The sequence below is a fragment of the Laspinema palackyanum D2c genome (genome assembly GCF_025370875.1).
GTDB lineage: Bacteria > Cyanobacteriota > Cyanobacteriia > Cyanobacteriales > Laspinemataceae > Laspinema > Laspinema palackyanum.
Genome location: NZ_JAMXFD010000041.1, coordinates 14969 through 35100 on the forward strand (window position 1 = coordinate 14969; position 20132 = coordinate 35100).

Consider the following 20132-nt stretch of genomic DNA (forward strand, 5'->3'; position numbering starts at 1 on the left):
CCCTCTCTCGTCGGGTTTAGGGAGTCTACTTTTTAAGGTAGGGTAGGTCCTCTCTACCCTACTCCTTTAAAACTCCTAAATCTGTCACCAGGGGTAGATGATCTGAGCCAATATTAGGTCCTTTTCGAGTGTTTAAAACTTGAATCTCTCGATTTACGAAACAATGATCGATGGGGATAGAAAGCAGGGGGTTAAGGCTAGGCCAAGTGGGCATAATTCCAAACCCTGAACGGGCATTTTTAAGGTTGGAATTTTTGACAAATTTTTTATAAATAGGAGACCATAGGCTAATATTAAAATCTCCTACAACTAGGGTTGGATTGTTTAAAGGGGCTACATAGTCAGCAATCGCTTCTAACTGCTGATTTCGCTTTTTAAATAGGTTTTTTGAGAGGGGAATATTAGTATGCGCAACCACAATAGATAAGACTTTTTCCGGAAACGATATTTGGGCGATAACTCCTCGTTTTTGGGAGTCTAAACTGTTCTCATAAACTCGTGTTAAGGGGAGGGAACTATATAAAGCTATATCTCCTTTTAATACGGCATAAGGCAGAATATCCCGTAAGGTTTCTAACTGTTCCTTCCATTCTGTTTTAACCTCCATAAATGCAGCAATATCGGGAGTTTCTTGGCGGACAAAACTTAGGAGTTTTTCGTACTGTTTATTTTGAAATAAAAGGTTAGACTGTAAAACTTTGAGGGGAATTGAAGATTGAACCGGGGTGGCGATCGCGGGATTGGGCCAGTACCAAGGCGCAATTTCTGCTAAATTTAGCACAATACAAATTAAACTAACAATAATCCAAGATTTACGCCGTTTAAAAGCAAAATAAAAAAATCCAATTATTCCCCCTATCAAATATTGTAACTTAAAATGAGAAGTCAAATCTAGGAGATAGAAAAACTGGCCCAAATATCCCAATATAGAAAGCAAAATTAATCCACAAACCCCTACTTTAACCCCATGTCTTCCTAAAAATTGAAGTTCTGTCAACTTTTGAGTTTCATTGTGTAAAACAACCCACTTGAGTTGAATTTTTAAAGGGTATGAAAGAGGTAATCGGTCAATTTCTGTTAAAAGTTTATCGGCGGTTTCTAATTGTCTGCGTTTCTGATAAATTTTTATCGCAACTGTATCAAGGCAGTAATTAATTACCCAATTAACCACTAAACCCACTCCCACTAACACAAACAAACCTCCCACTAATTTAAACGGCCCTCCTAAGTTCTGTAATCCCGACAAAATTGCTGAATTTCCCGTTTTTCCAGTAGCCTGAATACTGAGAAAAAGAAGTAACGCAGGAATAGTAACAGTCATGCCGGTAATTATAAATCTATCCATATTTTTTAGGGCTTAAACCTCGGAGTAAGTTGCTAAATACTTTACAAGAAGAATTAATGAGAACTGCCTTTAATTTGGGGTAATCTATGAAAAAATTCACAAAAAAATCTGAAAATTAGCTATACATTCCTCTAGTAAAAAAATTCATTTGATAATTTAATAATAGCCCAAAGTAATGGCGACTGCCATTACTTTGTTATCCCCAAAATCTAATCGTTTTGGTTACTTTTCTACTTTACAATCCCAAATCGACTCCAATTCTGTGGGCGCAGGCAAACCCAGAAAAAGCCACCGCATTTAATCCTTGTCCGGGAAAGGTACTATCTCCCACACAGTACAATCCCGGAATTGAGGTGCGGTTAAATGGCATTCTCAACAATCCCAATAACTTCCGTCGGGGAATCGGTCCATAAGTCCCATCCACCCGATTTAAAAACCTGCGGTGCGATCGCGGGGTTCCCACCTCCATATAATCCAATCCCGCATCTAAACCGGGAAAAATCTCTTCTAAACGCTCAATAATTCGTCCTGCCGCTTCTTCCTTCTTCTCTTCATACTCTTCCGAAGACATTCCCTCCCAATCCTTAATCCAACTGGGGGTAAACGTATGAATAATATGATATCCCTCCGGAGCTAAACTCGGATCCAAGAGGGTGGGAATCGACACAAAAATCGTCCCCTCGGGTTCTTCCATCTTCTTCCACTGGTCTAAGAGAATATGATGACAAGCGGTATCCGGTGGCAATACCCCCGCTTCTACCCCTAAATGCAAACTAATAAAACTGGGGGATTTGCGATAGCGACTGCGCCAACTTTCTTCTTGCCGAGGTAGTTCGCGATCGCCCAATAACTTGTCAAACGTATCCCATCGCGTCGCATTCGACACAATCCGTTGGGCCCGATATTCCGCTCCCGTGGTCAATTTTACCCCCACGGCCCGTCCGTTTTCGGTGATAATTTTATCAACCCGGGATTGATAGCGAATGGTACTTCCGGCATTGACTAATCCTTCGGCTAATTTCTTAGCAATTTGTCCAACGCCGCCTTTAGGATAATTAATCCCTCCATAGTGGCGATCGGAAAACACCATCCCGGCATTAATCATCGGGGTCATTTCTGCTGGAACCACGGACCAGCAATAGCATTCGATATCGATAAATTTCAGCAGGGCCGGATCTTTGATATACTTGCGGGCAATATCTCCGGCATTCAAGGGCAGATATTTGACTAACCCCAAACAGGCGAGGGGATGCTGGAAAAATACCTGCATCAAATAGCGCGGTTCTTCCAAGGACAGTAACGGCATGGCATTGAGACAGTTGAATACTTTCCAGCATTCATCGTAAAATTGGCGAATCCCCTCCCGTTCATGAGGGAACCGACTGCCTAGTTCTTGCAAAAATTTCTCATAATTCCGATGAACTTCTAGGTCCAATCCGTCCGGGAGGTGATAGTGGATCTGAACCGGATCCGGGACGGTTTCGAGGTGGACCTTGACTGCATCCAGAGCGCGAGTTAGCAGGTTCGTGGTGCCTTGGTCCCCAAATCCGAAGATCATTGAGGCTCCTTGGTCAAAACAATAGCCGTTGCGCTCAAAGGAACCCGAACTGCCTCCGGGAATGGTGTAGCTTTCCAGGACGAGGACCTTGGCTCCTTTGGCGGCGAGTTGGGTGGCGGTAACGAGTCCGCCAATGCCGGAACCGATAACGATAACATCAAAATTCTCAGTTTGGGGTGAGGTTGGGGTGGAAGCAACTGCCATGAGTCGAAGTCTTGCGATCGCCTAAAGGGTTATGAATTGGAGAGCTGACCACATTGCACTGCACCCACATTTGGACCCCAATTCGATGTTCGGGACAACCGGATGCAGGTTTTACAGACAATGCCACAAGCTATGGGGTTATTGTAAGGGAAATTTTAGGTCAGGGGCGCAGGGATTTGAGTTATTCTTGACCCCAAGCTTTGCGCCCACCCCCCCAAAAGAAATACGGGACTAGCCGCTATTGCTGACCAATCCCGCCTGCCGATCCTTTTTGAGAGGAGAACACTTTAGTAATCTCAATATAGACTTATTGAAAATCTTTGTCAATACTTATTGAGAAGTTTTTTCAGAAAAATTTTGAGCTCATCTGCGAGTTAACAACAGGTAACGGAATCTGGGGCAGAAAACGATCGCCCCCAGATGAACGAAGCAGACCCGGAAGGCAGTACAATCGGTCTGGTCTCCAACCTAGAATTTAAGACAAGCGATCGCCCAAAAAGTCCATGACCATACAAATGCGAGTTTATGTGCCGCCGCATCCGTTGATCAAGCATTGGCTTGGGGTGGCGCGGGATGCCGGAACCCCACCAGCCCTGTTTCGGAGTGCCATCACCGAATTAGGACGCTGGCTGACTTATGAAGCCTGTCGGGACTGGTTGCCGGTGGTAGAAACCACCATCGAAACCCCCCTGGCTCCTTGTCCCGCCACCTTTGTCAATCCGGAAGTGCCGGTGGTGGTGGTGCCGATCCTGCGGGCAGGATTAGCCCTGATGGAAGGGGTGCAACCCGTGCTCCCCTTGGCAGCGGTGTATCATTTGGGCATGGTCCGGGATGAAGAAACCCTGGAAGCGCGATGTTATTTAAACAAACTGCCGGATCAAATTGACCCCCAAACCCGAGTGCTGATTTGTGAACCGATGTTAGCGACTGGGGGGACAATTATGGCAACAATGGCGATGCTCACAGAACGCGGTGTGGATCCGGGGCTGATTCGGATTTTGTCTGTGGTGGTGGCATCCCCAGCCTTGCAAAAATTGAGTCAAGTCTATCCGAGTTTGAATATCTATACCGCTTGCATTGATGAAAGTCTCAATGAGAACGGTTATATTGTGCCTGGATTGGGAGATGCAGGCGATCGCGCCTTTGCAACTTGAGTCAAGGCGACACACTAGCACCGCCTTTACAAAGCCTTGACAAGCTGCCGGTGTGTCGCGCTAAAGATGAAGAGAGTACCCAGCCCAATATGTTATGATATCCAGCATTAGAGGGGTTCCGGGACCCTATATTCCCAGGGTAGAAATTAAAAAGCCACAACTGAAAGCAGCAGAAACTCAACACAGGGGAAGGCAATGAGTAATCGAGATAATTTTGCAGGCGGATTTTTACTGGGAACGATTTTAGGTGGCATCGTGGGTGGAGCGATCGGGGCGATCGTCGGTGCAAAACTAGCCGAAGATAATAATAAGCCAGCGGAAAACGGGAACCGTCCTGAACCTAGACCCCGAAAGCTGAAAAAACGGCAGTTTGCCGAACAAGCAGGCATGGAAACGGCACGGCGTTCTTTGGAAAACAAAATCGCTCAACTCAATGATGCGATCGATGACGTGCGGCAACAACTGAGCCATGTCAACGGGACTACAGTTGAGGAAACCGAGAGCGTTTCAGCCCTGATGGAAGAATCCTAACCCTATCCCGATGTTGCCACAACTAGGATGGCAAGTGCAGGATCGATGAGGAACCGGGTTTTGGACAAAATCTCTGGTGATTCCCGATAAATCTGGGTAAAAAGCCGGTTTCGGGTCCCCTACGGCTAAATTCTGGGAGCGATCGCCCGGTTCGTTTGTGATTCGGAAACCCGACTGCATAAAAATTCGGCGATCGACTACACTAAAAACAAGGCTCAATTGAGCTTAGAATTCAGATAGTCCAAGCCAATCAACCATAATGAATCCTGCACTAGACTTAATTTTCAGCACCCTAGCTGCATTTTTTCAAATTTATTTCGTTCTGTTGATCATTCGGATTCTCTTAAGCTGGTTTCCCAATGTCAACTGGTACGATCCTCCGTTTTCCATTGTCAGTCAGCTCACGGATCCTTACCTGAATATTTTCCGTTCTTTTATTCCGCCTTTAGGGGGATTAGACTTATCCCCCATCTTGGCAATTTTTCTGTTGCAATTCATCGGGCAGTTCTTCAACAGCTTATCGGGCCCGGCATTAGGGTTTTAATGCCCGGTATGCCGGAAATCTCAATTCCGGGTTACTCCCAAGAACAAAAGCGGCGAAATTAGACTCGCCGCTTTTTGTTGAAGGATCGAGGGGAGTCGGAAGAGATTCAGCCTAATCGAGACTATCCAGACTATTCTCATAGAGTAACGGTTTGACCTGCCCGCTAAATCCCCTCGCCTTGAATTTGTCTAATTTGAACGGCGTGGGGAGATTCGCGGGAACGGAGATTCTGAACTCAAAATCGCTATTTCCGGGAGGGACAGACTGAATATTGCCCAAGCGGGTGCGATTGGGCATGATATTGTTGCCATTAGCATCATAAATCACGCCAAATACATCAGCATCGTAAACGGGTTTACCCGAGGTATTTTTAGCGGTTCCGCTAATGATAAAACAGTTGGCAGCGCTCATATCGCCACTGGCTACAATGCCCTCGGAGAGTTCTTCACCACAGTCTTTGTAGGCGATATTGGAAACTTGGATATCGGTCAAGGCTAAAGCAGGAGGAGTAAACCAAAATAAGCCGATCGCAATGGCGATGGGAAGAATTATCTTCCTCAACTGGAAGAAACGCCCGGTTTTAGTCAGGGAAAGTTGCACAGATTTCATCATCAGAACACCTCGGAATAGGGGATGGTTGGAAGTGAACAAAATTCAAGAAAGATAGGCGGGATTGTCAAAAACCAAGCTAAAACCTAGCTTACCGCGAGGGTGAGGGAAAAAGCTCTCCGGTGACGGCCTTAAACCGGGGTTTGAGGGGATTAATCCAGAGGGATTATCCGCGTAAATGCTGACGCAGTGCTTGGCCCATGATATCAACGGGGACCGGGCGATCGAGCCAAATTTGCAAGGCGGCAGCCCCTTGTTGGACTAACATTTCTGACCCATCGATCGCCAACAAGCCCAGTGCCTGGGCCTGTCGCAAAAATTCCGTCGGACTGGGGGTGTAGATCAAATCATAGGCGATCGCCCCTTGGGGAAGGGTGGCCAAAAGCTCGGGGGCCACCGGCGAGTGACCCACATCGGGCGACATTCCCACCGGGGTGGAGTTGACCAGTAATCCCGCTTGGGGTATTAGTTGTGGGAGTTCTGACCAGTCATGGACCGAGAGATTCACCGGCCAAGGAGAATCCTGCCAACTGGTTTGAAATGCCTGTAATTTGTCCAAATTGCGGCCCACCACACAGATTTTTGCACAGCCTAACTGGGCTAAACCGGCCACCACAGCCCGCGCTGCACCCCCGCACCCTAAAATAACGGCGAGGGTTTGATGCCAGGGGCGATCGCAACCTTTTAGGGGGGCGAGAAATCCTTCCACATCGGTATTGGTGCCTGCCCAGCCCGTGGGAGTCCGCCAGACGGTATTCACTGCGCCGACTGCCTGAGCAACGGGAGAAATCTCCGATAATAGAGGCATAATGGCTTGTTTGTGAGGGATGGTAATGCTAAATCCGCGCACCCCGATGGCAGCGAAACCGGCAATGGCGGTGGGTAAATCCGAGGGGGCGATAGGCCAAGGCAGATAGACAAAATCTAGGCCCATTTCAGCGATCGCGGCATTGTGCATCACCGGGGAAAGGGAATGCTTCACTGGATAGCCAATGACACCGAGTAATTGAGTTGTTCCTGTAATAGTTGGCATGGGCTAAAAAAGCGGATGCTGACATCTGTTCGTGAATACGGTTAGAGTAGGGTTGTAACTACTGTCCCGCCCCTTGATTTTATGTCACAATTTTGAATAAGAACCGTACAGAAAGGGCGATCGGGTCAGAGTTCTCAAGGGCTGGCTATTTGTAAAACACGCAACATCAGGGGATTTTACCGAAACATTAGGGTTGTTGAGGTTAATCGGTGATTTGTACATAGACAACCCTCTGCTGTCATACCCGCTTCCAGCCCCAGGCATTGATGGTTGAGGTTGGCGGCGCTATTTTGCATTAGTGGACTAGAATTTTATCATGAAAAGACTCACCTATATTAGTAAATTTTCCCGCACCCTCTGCGCTGAGGAAATTGAGGCGATCGGTCGCGTATCCGGTCAAAAAAATCAACAAGCCAATGTGACCGGAGTATTGCTCTGTCTGGACGGGATATTTTTTCAAATCCTAGAAGGCGAAGCGGAGAAAATTGACCGAATTTATGAACGAATTCTGGCGGATGATCGTCATACGGATATTCTTTGCTTAAAATCTGAAGGGGAAGTGGGAGAAAGAATGTTTCCGGATTGGTCCATGCAAACGATTAATTTGGATGAAAATACCGATTTGTTAATTGGACCCATTAAGGTATTATTGCAGACTCTCACTGAATCCCATCGGGTGTTAGAGAAATATACCCAACCCAGTATTTTTAAAATTATTAGTCAAGGCACTAATCCCCTCACAATTCGGCCCAAAGCGGTAGAAAAAATTGTATTTTTCAGCGATATTGTTTCTTTTTCTACCTTTGCGGAGAAACTACCCGTAGAAGAAGTGGTTTCCGTCGTGAATAGTTATTTTTCAATTTGTACGGCAGTGATTACTCAGCACCGAGGAGAGGTCACTAAATTTATTGGGGATTGCGTGATGGCTTATTTTGATGGGGATTGCGCTGATGACGCCATCCAAGCGAGTTTAGATATCTTGACTGAACTAGAAATTTTACGAAATACTTCCCCTGAAGGGAGTCCGTTGCGGGTGCTCTACAGTGGGATTGGTTTAGCCAAGGGGAAAGTGATTGAGGGAAATATTGGTTCGGAAGTGAAAAAGGATTATACTATATTAGGGGATGCAGTGAATGTAGCGGCTCGCTTGGAAGCCTTAACCCGCAAGTTATCCCAAGCCTTAGTTTTTTCCGGTGAAGTCAAAAAGAGTACGGCGAAATCGTGGGATTTTATCTGGCTAGCAGATTCCGCATTGAAAGGGAAATCGGAATCGATTGAGATTTATTCAATTGATAATGAAATGACGCGCAAATCCAGCGGTGGATTGGAAATTGCTCGGAATATTGGGCATTATTTGGAACGAGTGGGCGATCGCCAACCCAGTCAGATTTTTGGGGTGACCAGTTTGCCCCTCTAAAGAAATCCGTGGATGGGGTGCATCTTGACCCAACCTCCCCCGAACATCGGTTCTTCGGGGAATATCGGCCCCTGGCAACCGGGAGATGCCGGAGGAGTTGCCTTCCTCAGTTGGATTCCCAGGATGAGGGAACTCTTGTATCCGGGGACGGGAATCTCTCCGTGGCGATCGCCGCGAATAAACATTCAGATCTATAAAATTTTGATAAACCCCCTCCGGATTTTTCTAAAAACTTTATAATATCTTTAAGTGCTGAAGGGAACCCGCTTTTCAAGGGTCCTCACATCCATCAGTGACCTAAATTTTTGATCAGACTCAGCGAACTCTCTATCTCCTCAACATCCCCTAAATTTTTACTCCATCTACCGCTTGACATGGGTCAAAATTTATGTGTCACTTGACCCGGAATTTCATATAAACGGGGTCTTCTGCCCGAATTTTTCAGATTCTTCCTGTTCCGGGAAATAACGCTTTAAAGCGAGTATATCAACAAAAACAGTGAATCGTTCGCTCAAAATACAGGTTTTCCCACCTCTTCTTTTCTGGAGGCTACCTAAGTTTGCAAGGCACATTAAGACTCTTGAGCAAAGTCAGCACAAAGATAGAGTGACTGAATTAGAACATAGCGCAAACTAATAAGCAAAGGATACCCCAAGGAAACCTCAGCCCTATGCAGGAGGGTGGGGTTACAGGTACAGATTTTCTGAAATATATCCTGTTTCCTCGGGCTTCCGAGTCGGCAAAAAAATAGAACAAGAAATCAGGTTGCTCACTCTATTTTGTTGCAAAATCGGGGGGATTTTTGGAAAACCGCTAGTTTCTAACGGAGACTGTCCTGCTATCCTTCCTGGGGTGAAACATCCCCCTAAGTTTCACCTGGGTGATTCGACCCGACACTCTTTCAATCTCACCGTTGTAGTTGAGAAGTTTAGCAAAAAGCCTCTCTCTCTTCTATTCACTTATTTCGACGATTTTACCCGAGGTATTACAACATGAAAAAAATGAGTTTAACCCTGACTTGTGCCGGTTTTGCGACCCTGGTGCTTTTGGGTGCAACCCCCTCCAGGGTACAAGCCTTTTCTTTAACCCAATCTAATCCCCTCAAAATTATGCCATTAGGGGATTCAAATACCCGAGGCAAAGGGGAGGACCTTGCGGGGTATCGAGATGACCTCTGGATGCTGCTGAATGACAGTGGATTCAATGTTGATTTTGTCGGAAGTGCTACCACAAATGCCCCCACGAGTTGGAATCAACCCTATCCCTTCGATCTCAATCATCAGGGTCATGGTGGATACGCCGTTAGCGGGGACACCTACCCCGAGGGCGGTGATTTGATGTCTAATATCGATAACTGGCTCAATGCCGCCACTCCCGATGTTATCCTGTTGATGGCAGGAACTAACGACTTTATCTTTCAAAATACAACAACTGCCCAGGAAACGATTGATGAACTTGGCACATTAATTGATAAAATCTTCGCCTGGTCTTCCGATGTTCATTTATTGATTAGCACGATCGCCCCGTTAGCCCCCAATGAAGGATTAGCACAAGAGGCCGCTTTATACAATAATATGATTCCGGGTCTGTTAGGCAGCGATCGCTATCAACAAAAGAACCTCTCCTTTGTAGATACCCGCAATTTGTTCACCCTCAATGATCTCTATGATGGGGTTCACTTTACACCCCAGGGTTACTCCACTTTAGCCAATGCCTGGTTTGATGGGATTGTTTCCGCCTCTAATCTCAATCAACCTCCTAGCGGTCCGATCGTCGTTGAAACTCCCGGATCAGACGACTCAGTTTCTATCCCTGAACCGACTTCTGTATTGGGAGTCTTAGCAGTCGGTTTAGTCGGTGCAGGATCGTTACGCAAACGCCGTCATGTTTCTCCCCTTTCTAGTCGTTAATCTTTTTTCGAGGCGGGAGATTGAGGGTGATTACAGCCTTACCAGAGTAGTTTTGTTACCTTCAGAGGGATTTCCCTCAGATTATAAGCTCACTTCCGGTCCCCTCCCTAAGACACAGGGAAGGGGACCGGAAGTAAGGCAGATCACCATAAGCGTAAAAACCTTACTCTTGTAAGGTGATTACAGTTCCCCTTGGGTCAGGAGGGGGTTAGGGAGTATCTGCCGGGAATTTGAGTGACCCAACAGTCTAAATTAAACGGGACAACCTTGAATCTCTGGATCTTCGTCAAAACTCATCAAAGAAAGAGACTCTGGGTTTTCTTGGAGCATTTTTCCGAGTAAATATCCGGAAATTGTCCAAGTTTGATACCGCCTTGCCTCTTTGCCAATTAAGCGACCATTTTTGCCATCATAATATTCCGGCCATTCATCTGCAATGAGGCGATCGCCAGCCAAATCTAGGGCTTTCTGCCCTAATTCCGGGCGTCCCATTTTCTGAAATGCGGCCACCAGAGGCCAAATTAAAACCGGCCAACTTCCCCCATTATGATAAGACCAAGGATAATTTTTGGGGTCAGATCCAGTCACAATCTCCCATTCCAGATTTTCAACCGCTGGAAAAACAATCTGGATCGGCATTCGTCCTACCAAATCTGACCAGCGTTCTTCAATCAGTTGAATAATCCCTTGAGATTCTTCTTCCGATGACAACGACCCTAAAACTGCCAATAAATTGCCCAAACTGAAAAAGCGAAAATCGATCCGACCCGGACCCAAATTTCCCGCTAAATATCCTCCTCGGTCCGGCATCCATAAGGTCACCCAGTGAGGAATTGACCGGGGATAAATATTAAACTTATTTGCCACATTTTCTCCAAATTGATTGCTTTCAAATCGATGGATTTCGTTTAATTGCTTTAAGTCGAGCCAATAATATTCTCGAATGTGGTATCGTAAAGAGCCTAAGCGGCTATTAATCGCTTGGAGATAGGAACTGTCCTCTTCATTGTCGGACCGCAGTAACTCCCGGGCCGATCGCAAGGCCATATAAAACAGGGATTGGATTTCCAAAGGATGACCATATACCCCCATCCGGCGGTCAATCATAAATGAACCATCGGGAACTAACAGAGTCGGAAACATCTCGAACCGAGACCGTAAACACAACTCTAAAATGAGTTTAATACCTTCTTGAAATTCCGGTTGATGGGCGAAGGACATATCCCCAGTTTTCTTAACATAAGCGCGGAGTAAAAACAACCACCAAAAGCCCGAATCAACCGGGGGAACTCGACCGATCGCATGGTTGCCAAAATCCCCCAACAATTCTTCTTTTCCATCTTCATAGATGACTTTATAGCTGGCAGGCATTAAGCCTGGACCCGGTTCAAAGCAGTCCATTCTTTTCTCATGTTTCTGCAAGGCTAAGGTATGAATGAGGAAATTTTTGACAATCTCTGTTTTTCCTTTAATTAAAAATATCAAAGCCCCAGAAATAAAATCTCGGATAAAGCACTGATCGTAGTTGAGTGCATCTAAGGCTGGATCATGGGCAGCTACGGTCCCCGATGGTTCCCCCTGATAACAGAAAATAGCATTCTCTAAGAGGGCATAAGCATCGGCTGGATTAATTTCTTTTCTTTTCATTGATTTAATTGATTCAACAGCAAACAAGTCGCCGGGACAGGTGGATTGTCAACCTTGAAGATAATCAATCCGCTGATTACCCGTCGATTGTCCATAGACTTGGTATTCAAAAATAGAAGTGGGGACAGTTAGGCAAGTGCTGGCCTAACGCGCTACTATTCCCCGAGGATTTATTGGGTTTATCTTATCATAATTTTGTCCGATTGTGTTAGAGATTCGGCGTTAAATCTGAAGTGTGAATGTTGAGATGCGCTCTCCAAATCCTGATTTCAACCGAATCTCTCCCTAGGGTATCTTGTCAAAAGGGGCGATCGCCTGTTTGATGTAGGGCTGGGTACTCTCCCAGAAGTGCAATAGGTGCAATCTACAATTTTTGATGAAATCTCCCGCCCAAAAACCTTCTGTCACCCATCCCAACTGACGCGGTATGCTAAAACGAAATCTAAACAATCACCCATCATTACAGAAAACTTCATTTATCGTGTCGTCATGTCAATAGAACCAACCACAGGTGAAACGCTTATCCAGCAGAGCTTAGAGCGCTTTCTCCTTGTCCTCACCGTTTCCCTAAGCGTGGCCACACTGCCGCAAATTTTCAGTTGGGTGCGACAAATTCCCTACACCCTGTTGTTAGTGATCGTCGGATTAGGTTTAGCCTTCGTCGATGTGCGCCTCGTCAACCTCTCCCCGGCCCTGATCCTGTCGATATTTTTGCCACCGTTGTTATTTGAAGCCGCTTGGAATCTGCGGTGGAAAGACTTAAAACGAGAGTTAGTCCCGGTGAGCTTGTATGCGATTCTCGGGGTTCTGATTTCCGTCCTAGGGATTGCGATCGCCCTCAATCAGTTTGCCGCCATTCCCGTTGCTACTGCCTTGTTAATCGGCGCGAGTCTCTCCGCCACGGACCCGATTTCCGTGATTGCCCTATTTCGAGAACTCGGGGTCGAAAAACGCCTCTCCACCCTAATGGAAGGGGAAAGTTTATTCAATGACGGGGTAGCGGTGGTTGCCTTTAGCTTACTCGTGGGACTGGCATTAGGAACCAATCAATTAGAACTACGCGGGACGATCGCCCAATTTGGTGCGTTTGTCGGCATTGGTATTGGCATCGGCAGCTTAATCGGATTTGGGATTTCCTACCTCACCCAACGCTTTGATTTACCCCTGGTGGAACAATCCTTAACCCTTGTCTCCGCCTACGGCACTTATCTCGTCGTCGAAGAACTGGGGGGATCCGGGGTGATTGGCGTCGTCACCGTGGGGTTAATCTTGGGTAACTTTGGCTCACGAATTGGCATGAATCCGCGCACCAGGCTGATTGTGACTGAGTTTTGGGAGTTTTTAGCCTTTTTTGTCAACTCCATTGTCTTTTTGCTGATTGGCGACCAAATCCAGTTTGCTTCCCTTGCTCGAAATTTAGATACCATTGCCATTACCTTAGTCGCGATGTTAGTCACCCGGGCGATCGCCATTTATGCCCTAGGTGCCTTGAGCAATATCATGGTAAAATCGGACATCAATCTGCGGCAGCAAACCGTCTTGTGGTGGGGGGGATTGCGCGGTTCCGTTTCCATCGCCCTCGCCTTGTCTGTCCCGATGGTTTTAGAAGCCCGAGAGGAAATTATTGCCACCGTATTTGGGGTGGTTTTATTTACCTTACTGGTTCAGGGTTTAACCACCAAACCCCTGCTGAAAGTTCTGAATTTGTTGGGAGATCAAACAGTCCAGCAGAACTATTTAGAGGCGATCGCCCGTCGCGCCGCACTCCAGCGAGTCCTCACCCACTTAAAAGAAGAACAAGAGGGACCCGATATTGACTGGGAGTTTCGTCGCTATCAGACTGCCTTAGTCGAAGGACAAGTCAAGGAAATTCAACATAACATTAACCAAATGCGAACTCAAGAACCGGAACTCCAGGATTTTGCCCGGGAACAATTCAAAGAAGAACTCTTGGCGATCGAAGCGGATACTTATGCTGAATTCGTGCGATCGGGTCGGCTGAATCGAGATTTAGCCCCCTTCTTACAAGATGTGCTCACAGGAGGGGATTGAAGACTACCACAGACCTCTTGCAAAATTCTCTCTAGCCCCCTATAACAACGCCAATCGGCTTTTTAGAATTTTGCAAGAAGTCTAATTTAATCCAGTCATTTCTACTGTCGATACACCGGGAGGGTAAAGTGAAAAGCACTCCCTTTATTGCAAGAAGAATCCACCCAAATTTCCCCACAATTTGCTCTAATTAAGCGCTTACATAAACTTAAACCGATTCCATAACCATCTTTTTGTTCATCGCGCTTGAGCCGAAACTTATCCTCAAAAATATGATCCTGATTTTCTTCGGGAATCCCTGGACCCGTGTCAATGACGCTAACTTGAACCTTTTGTGTCGTGCGGTGCAAGATACAAACTTCAATTTGTCCGCCTTGGGGAGTGTACTTAATGGCATTATCCAAAAGATTTACAATCACCTGGCGGACCCGTTCTCCATCAGCATAAACCGAGGGTAAATCATTGGGAATGTCAGTTTTGAGGGTATGGGATTTCGCTAATAAGCGGTCTTTAAAATTGTCCAGAATGTTCAACGTCAGGGTTTTGAGGTTGAGTTTCTTGGGATGAATGTGAAACTCGGCACTATTTGTGCTATGAGCAGCAACGAGGATATCTGAGATCATGCGATCGATCAGGCGGGTTTGAGTCCGCGCATGGTAAATTAATCGCGATCGCAGCGCGGATACCGCCTCGGGATTGAGAGATTTTTCCGGTTTGTAAGTGATTTCTAGGGTTTCTAAAGCCAGAGAAGCTGCTGTCAGAGGATTTCGCAACTCATGGGCTAACATGGCAATCAGGCGGTCCTTAAAATGGACTTGGTCCAGCAGTTCTTCTTTTTCCTGCTTCAGGCGAAAAATTTCATCGGAGAGTTCCATCAGTTCAGCCGAATGTGCCAGTTCAGAAGAGATGGGTTTCCTGGGATAATGCCCGATCGCCTCGGATGATGCCTGCTTGCTGAGATACTCTTCCACGGACTTTTGCCAGCGATCCCACCACTTATCCAGTTCTCCGACTAAATTACTACCGGCAAGAACTTGTCGGGGGCCCGGGTGGAGTTTAATCAAAGCCGGAGTCGCTACGAGTTTAAACTGTTCAGCCAGATAAGGCTGTTCGCTAACATCGATAATCTCCAAGTCAAAGGGGATACCTGTCCGCCGTTTCTGAAAATAACTGCGGATTTTCCGAATTTGTTCACTGGATCTGGGACGCCTATCAACAAATAGGACAAGCTGTAAAGGTGCTTCATCGTTCTGATGCATGGTTTTTTCCGGAACTGCCCTCATGCAATCCCCTTGCGGCAATGCGGCTAAAAAAGTAACACTCATTTTGAGCTTGAGACAAGTGACTCGATCGCCCTAGTGGTTCTTTTGTTTTTCTTTATATTTATAAATTATCCTGTTTATTGTCGATTCGTGAAAGAGTAAAAAGGATTCCACTCTCATCCCGACTTGACTGCCCAGAAGGAAAAAAGCTAGGGCCTCTGGACTGGTCTAAACCCACCCAATGGAACCTCAACTTTCAACCTGTTGAGGCAGCAGAACGGTAGTTGTCAAACCTTAACATTTTCTTAAGACTTAAGCGAGGAATGTTGTCAAATTTGCCGAAAAATTCAGGGGGTCGGTTGGTGGTCACAGTTGCGATCGCCTTCTTTGTGGTGACCCTAGTCTTCACCCTCCACCGCTACTACACCTTTTACGCCTCTTTTGACCAGGGAATTTTTAACCAAGTCTTTTGGAATAGCACCCAGGGACGGTTGTTCCAAAGTTCTCTGTCTTCGGGTCTTTCCACCAATGTTGTCCATAGTGGAGAAGTCCCAGACGTTTCCTATCACCGTCTCGGACAACATTTTACCCCGGCCTTATTACTCTGGCTACCCATTTACAGTCTGTTTCCCTCTCCGGTAACCTTGAGCGTGCTCCATGTGACGATGGTCACCGCTGCGGGAGGGGTACTCTATGCTCTGGCCCGAGTCTATCTGCAACCGGCGATCGCCAGTTGGATCGCCGTCAGCTATTATGCCGCCAATGCGATCGCCGGTCCCACCCTCTCCAACTTCCATGACAACTTCCAGATGCCCCTGTTTGTCTTCAGTCTGTTGTTGGCAATGGAAAAACGCTGGTGGTGGCTCTTTTGGCCCCTGGCCCTCTGCATCCTCGCCGTCCGCGCCGATGGCGGCATCTCCCTCTTTGGCGTCGGAATGTACATGATCCTCAGCAAACGCTATCCCAAAATGGGATTAGCCATTTGTACCCTCAGCTTCACCTATATTGCCCTGTTGACCAACTTGGTGATGCCCCTGTTTTCCGACGATATTTCTCGACGGTTTACCATTGAACGGTTCGGGCAGTATATAGACAAAGAAGAAGCGACCACCTTGGAGATTCTTTGGGCCTTTATCAGTCAACCGGGATTGGTGATTTGGGAGATTATTACCCCAATTGGGGGAAAAATTAAGTATCTCCTGGGACAATGGTTGCCCTTGGCCTTTATTCCCGCCTTCTCTCCCAGTGCCTGGGCGATCGCCGGATTTCCCCTGCTGGCGATTTTCTTACAGCAAGGTCAAACGGCCTTATCCATTAATATTCGCTATGCTATGACCGTCGTCCCGGGTCTATGTTATGGGGCAATCCTCTGGTGGTCCTACCGGCAACAGTCCCTGGAAACCCCAGTCCGGGACGTGATTCGCCAGGGACTCTGGAATAAACCGACCCCACCGCCCGTCCCCATCAATGAACCGAAGCAAACCCCCCAGACCAATTTATTAACCGGCAAGATGACCACCTGGGGCGATCGCCTCAGTACCCTCCTCGAACCCCTCCGCAAAAAAGCCGACTACTGGTGGGAAACCCATCCCAAACTGCTCAAAATTTCCATGCAGCGCTTTTGGGCCATTTGCATCGGGCTCTCCCTATTGTTTACCTTTACCTCCAACCCCAATCGTACCTTTTATTTTATTATCCCCGACTCCATCGACCCGTGGGTCTACGTTTCCCTGCCGCAGCAGTGGCAACATAGTGGCCACATCCGCAACTTAATGTCCCAGATTCCCCCGGATGCCAGTGTTTCCGCCACCACCTATTTAGTGCCTTCCCTCTCCGGACGCCGAGAGATTCTGCGCTTTCCGTTTTTGCGGTTTCGCAATGATGCCGCAGAAGAGGTCAACGTCGAATATGCGATCGCCGACTTATGGCAACTCCAGCAATATCTCCCCGCCTTCAAACATGACCGCGCCCTCTTTCGCGATTTAGTCCCCTTCATCGAACAACTCCATGCCACAGACCAATATGGCATCATTGGATTTGAACAGGGCGTCATTTTAATGCGCCAACAAACTCCATCAGATTCAGCAGCATTAGCGGCATGGCAACGGTATCGTGAAGAGATTGAGCCATTATTGCAACCGGATGAGCAAGCAACAACCGGCGGGGGGTAACCCACAATCGGCGGGGGTAACCCACAATCGGCGGGGGTTAAAACCCCCGCCTAACAGCTCAAGTCGGTTGAAAACCGACTAAAAACACCACTGTATCAGGCTTGCAGTCGTCTTTAGACGACTTTAGCTATTAGGCGGGGGTTTTAACCCCCGCCGGTTGTTGCCACTGTTGCCACCCCGCCGGTTGTTGCCACCCCGCCGGTTGTTGCCACGGGTGCAAAATGTCAGTTCTATGCAAACCTAAATTTGTCTAATCTGCGTCCATGAAAATTCTGGTACTCACTTGGGAGTTTCCTCCCCGGATTGTCGGGGGTATTGCACGTCACGTTGCCGAATTATATCCGGAGTTGGTGAAATTGGGCCATTCCGTCCATTTAATCACGGTGGAATTTGGTCATGCCCCGATGTATGAACAACTGGAAGGAATTGACGTGCATCGGGTCCCCGTCGAACATGGACATGACTTCTTCCACTGGGTTGCCAACATGAACGAGAGCATGGGACGTCATGGGGGCAAATTGATTTTAGAAGAAGGACCCTTCGACCTAATTCACGCCCATGATTGGTTAGTCGCCGATGCGGCGATCGCCCTCAAACACCACTTTAAAATTCCCCTAATTGCCACCATCCACGCCACCGAACATGGCCGCAACAACGGCATTCATAACGAGATCCAGGGGTATATCGCCCAGAAAGAAAGAGACTTGGTGTACAACTCCTGGCGAACCATCGTCTGTAGCGACTATATGCGGCGAGAAGTGGAACAAGCATTAGGCTGTCCCTGGGATAAAATCGACGTCATTTTTAATGGTATCCGGGCCGAAAAAAAACCCCGGTGGCAGGATTTTGATGCCCAAACCTTTCGCCGTCAGTTTGCGGGCGATCATGAAAAAATCGTCTACTATGTCGGTCGAATGACCTATGAAAAAGGCGTGGAAGTGTTATTAAGATCGGCCCCAAAAATCCTCTGGGAAATGGGAGGATTGGTCAAATTTGCCATTGTCGGCGGTGGCAATACCGACCACCTTAAACAATTAGCCTCAGCCTTAAATATTTGGGATAAGTGCTATTTTACCGGCTTCATGTTTGAGGATGACCTGCACAAATTCCAAGCAGTAGCCGATTGTGCCGTCTTCCCCAGTCTCTATGAACCCTTTGGCATTGTCGCCTTAGAAAGTTTTGCCGCCCGGGTGCCTGTGGTAGTGTCCGATACTGGAGGATTACCCGAGGTGGTCCAACATACCAAAACCGGCGTCGTCACCTGGACCAATAATCCCGACTCCCTCGCTTGGGGAATCCTCGATGTGTTGAAAAATCCAGAGTATGTTCAGTGGTTGATTGATAATGCTTATGCGGATTTAAACCGACGATTTAGCTGGCCGAAATTGGCGCAACAAACCGAAGTGGTTTATCATCGCGTGGTGAATGAGCGATCGCAAATTGTTTGGTAATGCGAGTGGGAATACGGGCTAGGGTAAAACATCGAGTTAATCGGTGTTAAGGAATTAAATCAGGCAGATTGATTCTATCTTGATTTAGCCGAAACTGGATAACCCACCCACTCGGGTTCGGGAAACAGATACAACCTGAGAGATTCTATACCCGACTATTTCAAGACCAACCCGAGGGACAAAGACGGGTCCGCAATTCTTCCCGCTAAGGGGTCAACTATGAGCGTGACACGCAATTTCATCTTGAATCCCAAACGTCTGTTTCAGACCTGGAAATTCCCGATCCGTCTGGTGCTCGTCGTGCCATTTGTTCTGCAAATTTCCGTGGCGGTGGGATTGACGGGTTGGTTATCCTTGAAAAATGGACAACAAGCGGTTAATGACTTGGCGGCGCAGTTACGCGCTGAAATTGTTGCACGGATTGAAGCTCAATTGCGGGATTATTTACAAGCGCCTCGGGTGATTAATCAAATTAATGCCAATGCGATCGAGTTAGGTCACCTGAATTCCCAAGATACAGGCAGTCTAACTCGGCAATTTTGGCGGCAGCGCAATTTAGTCGATCGCATTACAGTTTCCGCGATTTATTTAGGAGGTGCTGATGGGGAATTTATCGGATTAGGCTTTCAAAATAATAACCGCTGGGAAATTGGTCGTGCAGGTCGTTCTACTGGGGGAAATTTTCATAGTTATGCTGTGGACAATTTTGGCAATCCAGGAGAATTGTTAGAGTCCGGTAATCCTTATGATCCGCGAATTCGTCCCTGGTATGAGAAAGCTGTGCAGGCTAATCAACCGATTTGGAGTGATATTTATGTGGATTTTAAAGACCCTAGGCTAAAAATTACCCTCGCACAACCGCTTTATGAAGAGGGGGAAATTTTGCGCGGGGTCTTAGGAGTAGATTTTGTTTTATCCCATATTCGGGAATTTTTAGAAAATATTAAAATTGGCAAATCGGGACAGACCTTTATTATGGAGCGATCGGGACTGTTGGTGGCGACTTCAGTCCCGCAACTTCCCTATCAAATTGAAGGCGATCGGGTGAATCGGATTGCCGCAGTAGATGTCGAGGATTTGTTAATCCGGGAAAGCGCAAAATATTTAAAAACTTATTTTGGAGACCTCAGTCAGATTAAGACGCCCCAACAACTGGCATTTCAGATTAAACCCACATTCCGCAGGTTGAATCAAGTCAGTAAATAATATTTCTGGCAGGAGGCCCCTAGGAACTGAAGGATCCA

16 protein-coding genes are annotated in these 20132 nt (G+C 47.0%); 9 read left to right on the forward strand and 7 right to left on the reverse strand.

Annotated features, from left to right (window positions below):
• Window positions 1-58 precede the first annotated feature (58 nt).
• From NG795_RS26610 to NG795_RS26620, 3 genes are all read right to left on the reverse strand, one after another.
• Window positions 59-1321, reverse strand: a complete 1263-nt coding sequence (locus tag NG795_RS26610) for an endonuclease/exonuclease/phosphatase family protein (RefSeq protein ID WP_367291625.1) — start codon at window positions 1319-1321, stop codon at window positions 59-61.
• Window positions 1322-1580: 259 nt separating this feature from the next.
• The gene (gene crtH / locus NG795_RS26615) at window positions 1581-3107 is read right to left on the reverse strand and encodes a carotenoid isomerase (RefSeq protein WP_367291626.1); all 1527 of its coding nucleotides are present in this window, start codon (window positions 3105-3107) and stop codon (window positions 1581-1583) included.
• Window positions 3070-3234, reverse strand: a complete 165-nt coding sequence (locus tag NG795_RS26620; RefSeq protein WP_367291627.1) for a hypothetical protein — start codon at window positions 3232-3234, stop codon at window positions 3070-3072. Before NG795_RS26620 ends, crtH begins: the two co-directional genes overlap by 38 nt.
• Window positions 3235-3610: 376 nt before the next feature.
• Between NG795_RS26620 and upp the strand changes: the two genes are divergently transcribed.
• The 3 genes from upp to NG795_RS26635 all read left to right on the forward strand — a co-directional run bounded on the left by upp (window position 3611) and on the right by NG795_RS26635 (window position 5336).
• Entirely contained in the window at window positions 3611-4261 is a 651-nt protein-coding gene (gene upp / locus NG795_RS26625; protein ID WP_367291628.1) for a uracil phosphoribosyltransferase, read from the forward strand.
• Window positions 4262-4456: 195 nt separating this feature from the next.
• Entirely contained in the window at window positions 4457-4792 is a 336-nt protein-coding gene (locus NG795_RS26630) for a ssl2009 family thylakoid membrane protein (protein ID WP_367291629.1), read from the forward strand.
• A 259-nt stretch (window positions 4793-5051) separates the two neighbouring features.
• Complete coding sequence (locus NG795_RS26635) at window positions 5052-5336, forward strand: YggT family protein (RefSeq protein ID WP_367291630.1); 285 nt, start codon at window positions 5052-5054, stop codon at window positions 5334-5336.
• 111 nt (window positions 5337-5447) lie between these two features.
• Here the strand turns inward: NG795_RS26635 and NG795_RS26640 are convergent, their stop codons facing one another.
• Window positions 5448-5948: an FxLYD domain-containing protein gene (locus tag NG795_RS26640; protein WP_367291631.1), complete on the reverse strand. Its 501-nt coding sequence runs from the start codon at window positions 5946-5948 to the stop codon at window positions 5448-5450.
• A 163-nt stretch (window positions 5949-6111) separates the two neighbouring features.
• Entirely contained in the window at window positions 6112-6978 is an 867-nt protein-coding gene (locus tag NG795_RS26645; protein WP_367291632.1) for a shikimate dehydrogenase, read from the reverse strand.
• Window positions 6979-7294: 316 nt separating this feature from the next.
• Between NG795_RS26645 and NG795_RS26650 the strand changes: the two genes are divergently transcribed.
• Together NG795_RS26650 and NG795_RS26655 are read left to right on the forward strand one after the other, a co-directional pair.
• Window positions 7295-8395, forward strand: a complete 1101-nt coding sequence (locus tag NG795_RS26650) for a BLUF domain-containing protein (RefSeq protein WP_367291633.1) — start codon at window positions 7295-7297, stop codon at window positions 8393-8395.
• Between the two features lie 992 nt (window positions 8396-9387).
• Complete coding sequence (locus NG795_RS26655; protein ID WP_367291634.1) at window positions 9388-10305, forward strand: SGNH/GDSL hydrolase family protein; 918 nt, start codon at window positions 9388-9390, stop codon at window positions 10303-10305.
• A 252-nt stretch (window positions 10306-10557) separates the two neighbouring features.
• Here the strand turns inward: NG795_RS26655 and NG795_RS26660 are convergent, their stop codons facing one another.
• Window positions 10558-11952, reverse strand: coding sequence for a glycoside hydrolase 100 family protein (locus NG795_RS26660; RefSeq protein ID WP_367291635.1), 1395 nt, complete (start codon window positions 11950-11952; stop codon window positions 10558-10560).
• A gap of 489 nt (window positions 11953-12441) precedes the next feature.
• On the opposite strand from NG795_RS26660, the gene NG795_RS26665 reads away from it, so the two are divergent.
• Window positions 12442-14004, forward strand: coding sequence for a cation:proton antiporter (locus NG795_RS26665; protein ID WP_367291636.1), 1563 nt, complete (start codon window positions 12442-12444; stop codon window positions 14002-14004).
• 101 nt (window positions 14005-14105) lie between these two features.
• Here the strand turns inward: NG795_RS26665 and NG795_RS26670 are convergent, their stop codons facing one another.
• A complete protein-coding gene (locus NG795_RS26670) occupies window positions 14106-15287 on the reverse strand; it encodes a histidine kinase (RefSeq protein WP_367291640.1) in 1182 nt (393 codons plus the stop codon).
• Between the two features lie 302 nt (window positions 15288-15589).
• Between NG795_RS26670 and NG795_RS26675 the strand changes: the two genes are divergently transcribed.
• The 3 genes from NG795_RS26675 to NG795_RS26685 all read left to right on the forward strand — a co-directional run bounded on the left by NG795_RS26675 (window position 15590) and on the right by NG795_RS26685 (window position 20094).
• Window positions 15590-17437, forward strand: a complete 1848-nt coding sequence (locus NG795_RS26675) for a DUF2079 domain-containing protein (protein ID WP_367291637.1) — start codon at window positions 15590-15592, stop codon at window positions 17435-17437.
• Between the two features lie 263 nt (window positions 17438-17700).
• Complete coding sequence (locus NG795_RS26680; RefSeq protein WP_367291638.1) at window positions 17701-18888, forward strand: glycosyltransferase family 4 protein; 1188 nt, start codon at window positions 17701-17703, stop codon at window positions 18886-18888.
• A 219-nt stretch (window positions 18889-19107) separates the two neighbouring features.
• Window positions 19108-20094, forward strand: coding sequence for a cache domain-containing protein (locus tag NG795_RS26685; protein ID WP_367291639.1), 987 nt, complete (start codon window positions 19108-19110; stop codon window positions 20092-20094).
• Window positions 20095-20132: the final 38 nt, after the last annotated feature.

Excerpts from the sequence above, each read along its gene's own strand:
- NG795_RS26610 (WP_367291625.1), bottom strand. The coding sequence starts at position 1,321 with ATGACTGTTACTATTCCTGCGTTACTTCTTTTTCTCAGTATTCAGGCT.
- crtH (WP_367291626.1), bottom strand. The coding sequence starts at position 3,107 with ATGGCAGTTGCTTCCACCCCAACCTCACCCCAAACTGAGAATTTTGAT.
- upp (WP_367291628.1), top strand. The coding sequence starts at position 3,611 with ATGACCATACAAATGCGAGTTTATGTGCCGCCGCATCCGTTGATCAAG.
- NG795_RS26630 (WP_367291629.1), top strand. The coding sequence starts at position 4,457 with ATGAGTAATCGAGATAATTTTGCAGGCGGATTTTTACTGGGAACGATT.
- NG795_RS26635 (WP_367291630.1), top strand. The coding sequence starts at position 5,052 with ATGAATCCTGCACTAGACTTAATTTTCAGCACCCTAGCTGCATTTTTT.
- NG795_RS26640 (WP_367291631.1), bottom strand. The coding sequence starts at position 5,948 with ATGATGAAATCTGTGCAACTTTCCCTGACTAAAACCGGGCGTTTCTTC.
- NG795_RS26645 (WP_367291632.1), bottom strand. The coding sequence starts at position 6,978 with ATGCCAACTATTACAGGAACAACTCAATTACTCGGTGTCATTGGCTAT.
- NG795_RS26650 (WP_367291633.1), top strand. The coding sequence starts at position 7,295 with ATGAAAAGACTCACCTATATTAGTAAATTTTCCCGCACCCTCTGCGCT.
- NG795_RS26655 (WP_367291634.1), top strand. The coding sequence starts at position 9,388 with ATGAAAAAAATGAGTTTAACCCTGACTTGTGCCGGTTTTGCGACCCTG.
- NG795_RS26660 (WP_367291635.1), bottom strand. The coding sequence starts at position 11,952 with ATGAAAAGAAAAGAAATTAATCCAGCCGATGCTTATGCCCTCTTAGAG.
- NG795_RS26665 (WP_367291636.1), top strand. The coding sequence starts at position 12,442 with ATGTCAATAGAACCAACCACAGGTGAAACGCTTATCCAGCAGAGCTTA.
- NG795_RS26670 (WP_367291640.1), bottom strand. The coding sequence starts at position 15,287 with ATGAGGGCAGTTCCGGAAAAAACCATGCATCAGAACGATGAAGCACCT.
- NG795_RS26675 (WP_367291637.1), top strand. The coding sequence starts at position 15,590 with ATGTTGTCAAATTTGCCGAAAAATTCAGGGGGTCGGTTGGTGGTCACA.
- NG795_RS26680 (WP_367291638.1), top strand. The coding sequence starts at position 17,701 with ATGAAAATTCTGGTACTCACTTGGGAGTTTCCTCCCCGGATTGTCGGG.
- NG795_RS26685 (WP_367291639.1), top strand. The coding sequence starts at position 19,108 with ATGAGCGTGACACGCAATTTCATCTTGAATCCCAAACGTCTGTTTCAG.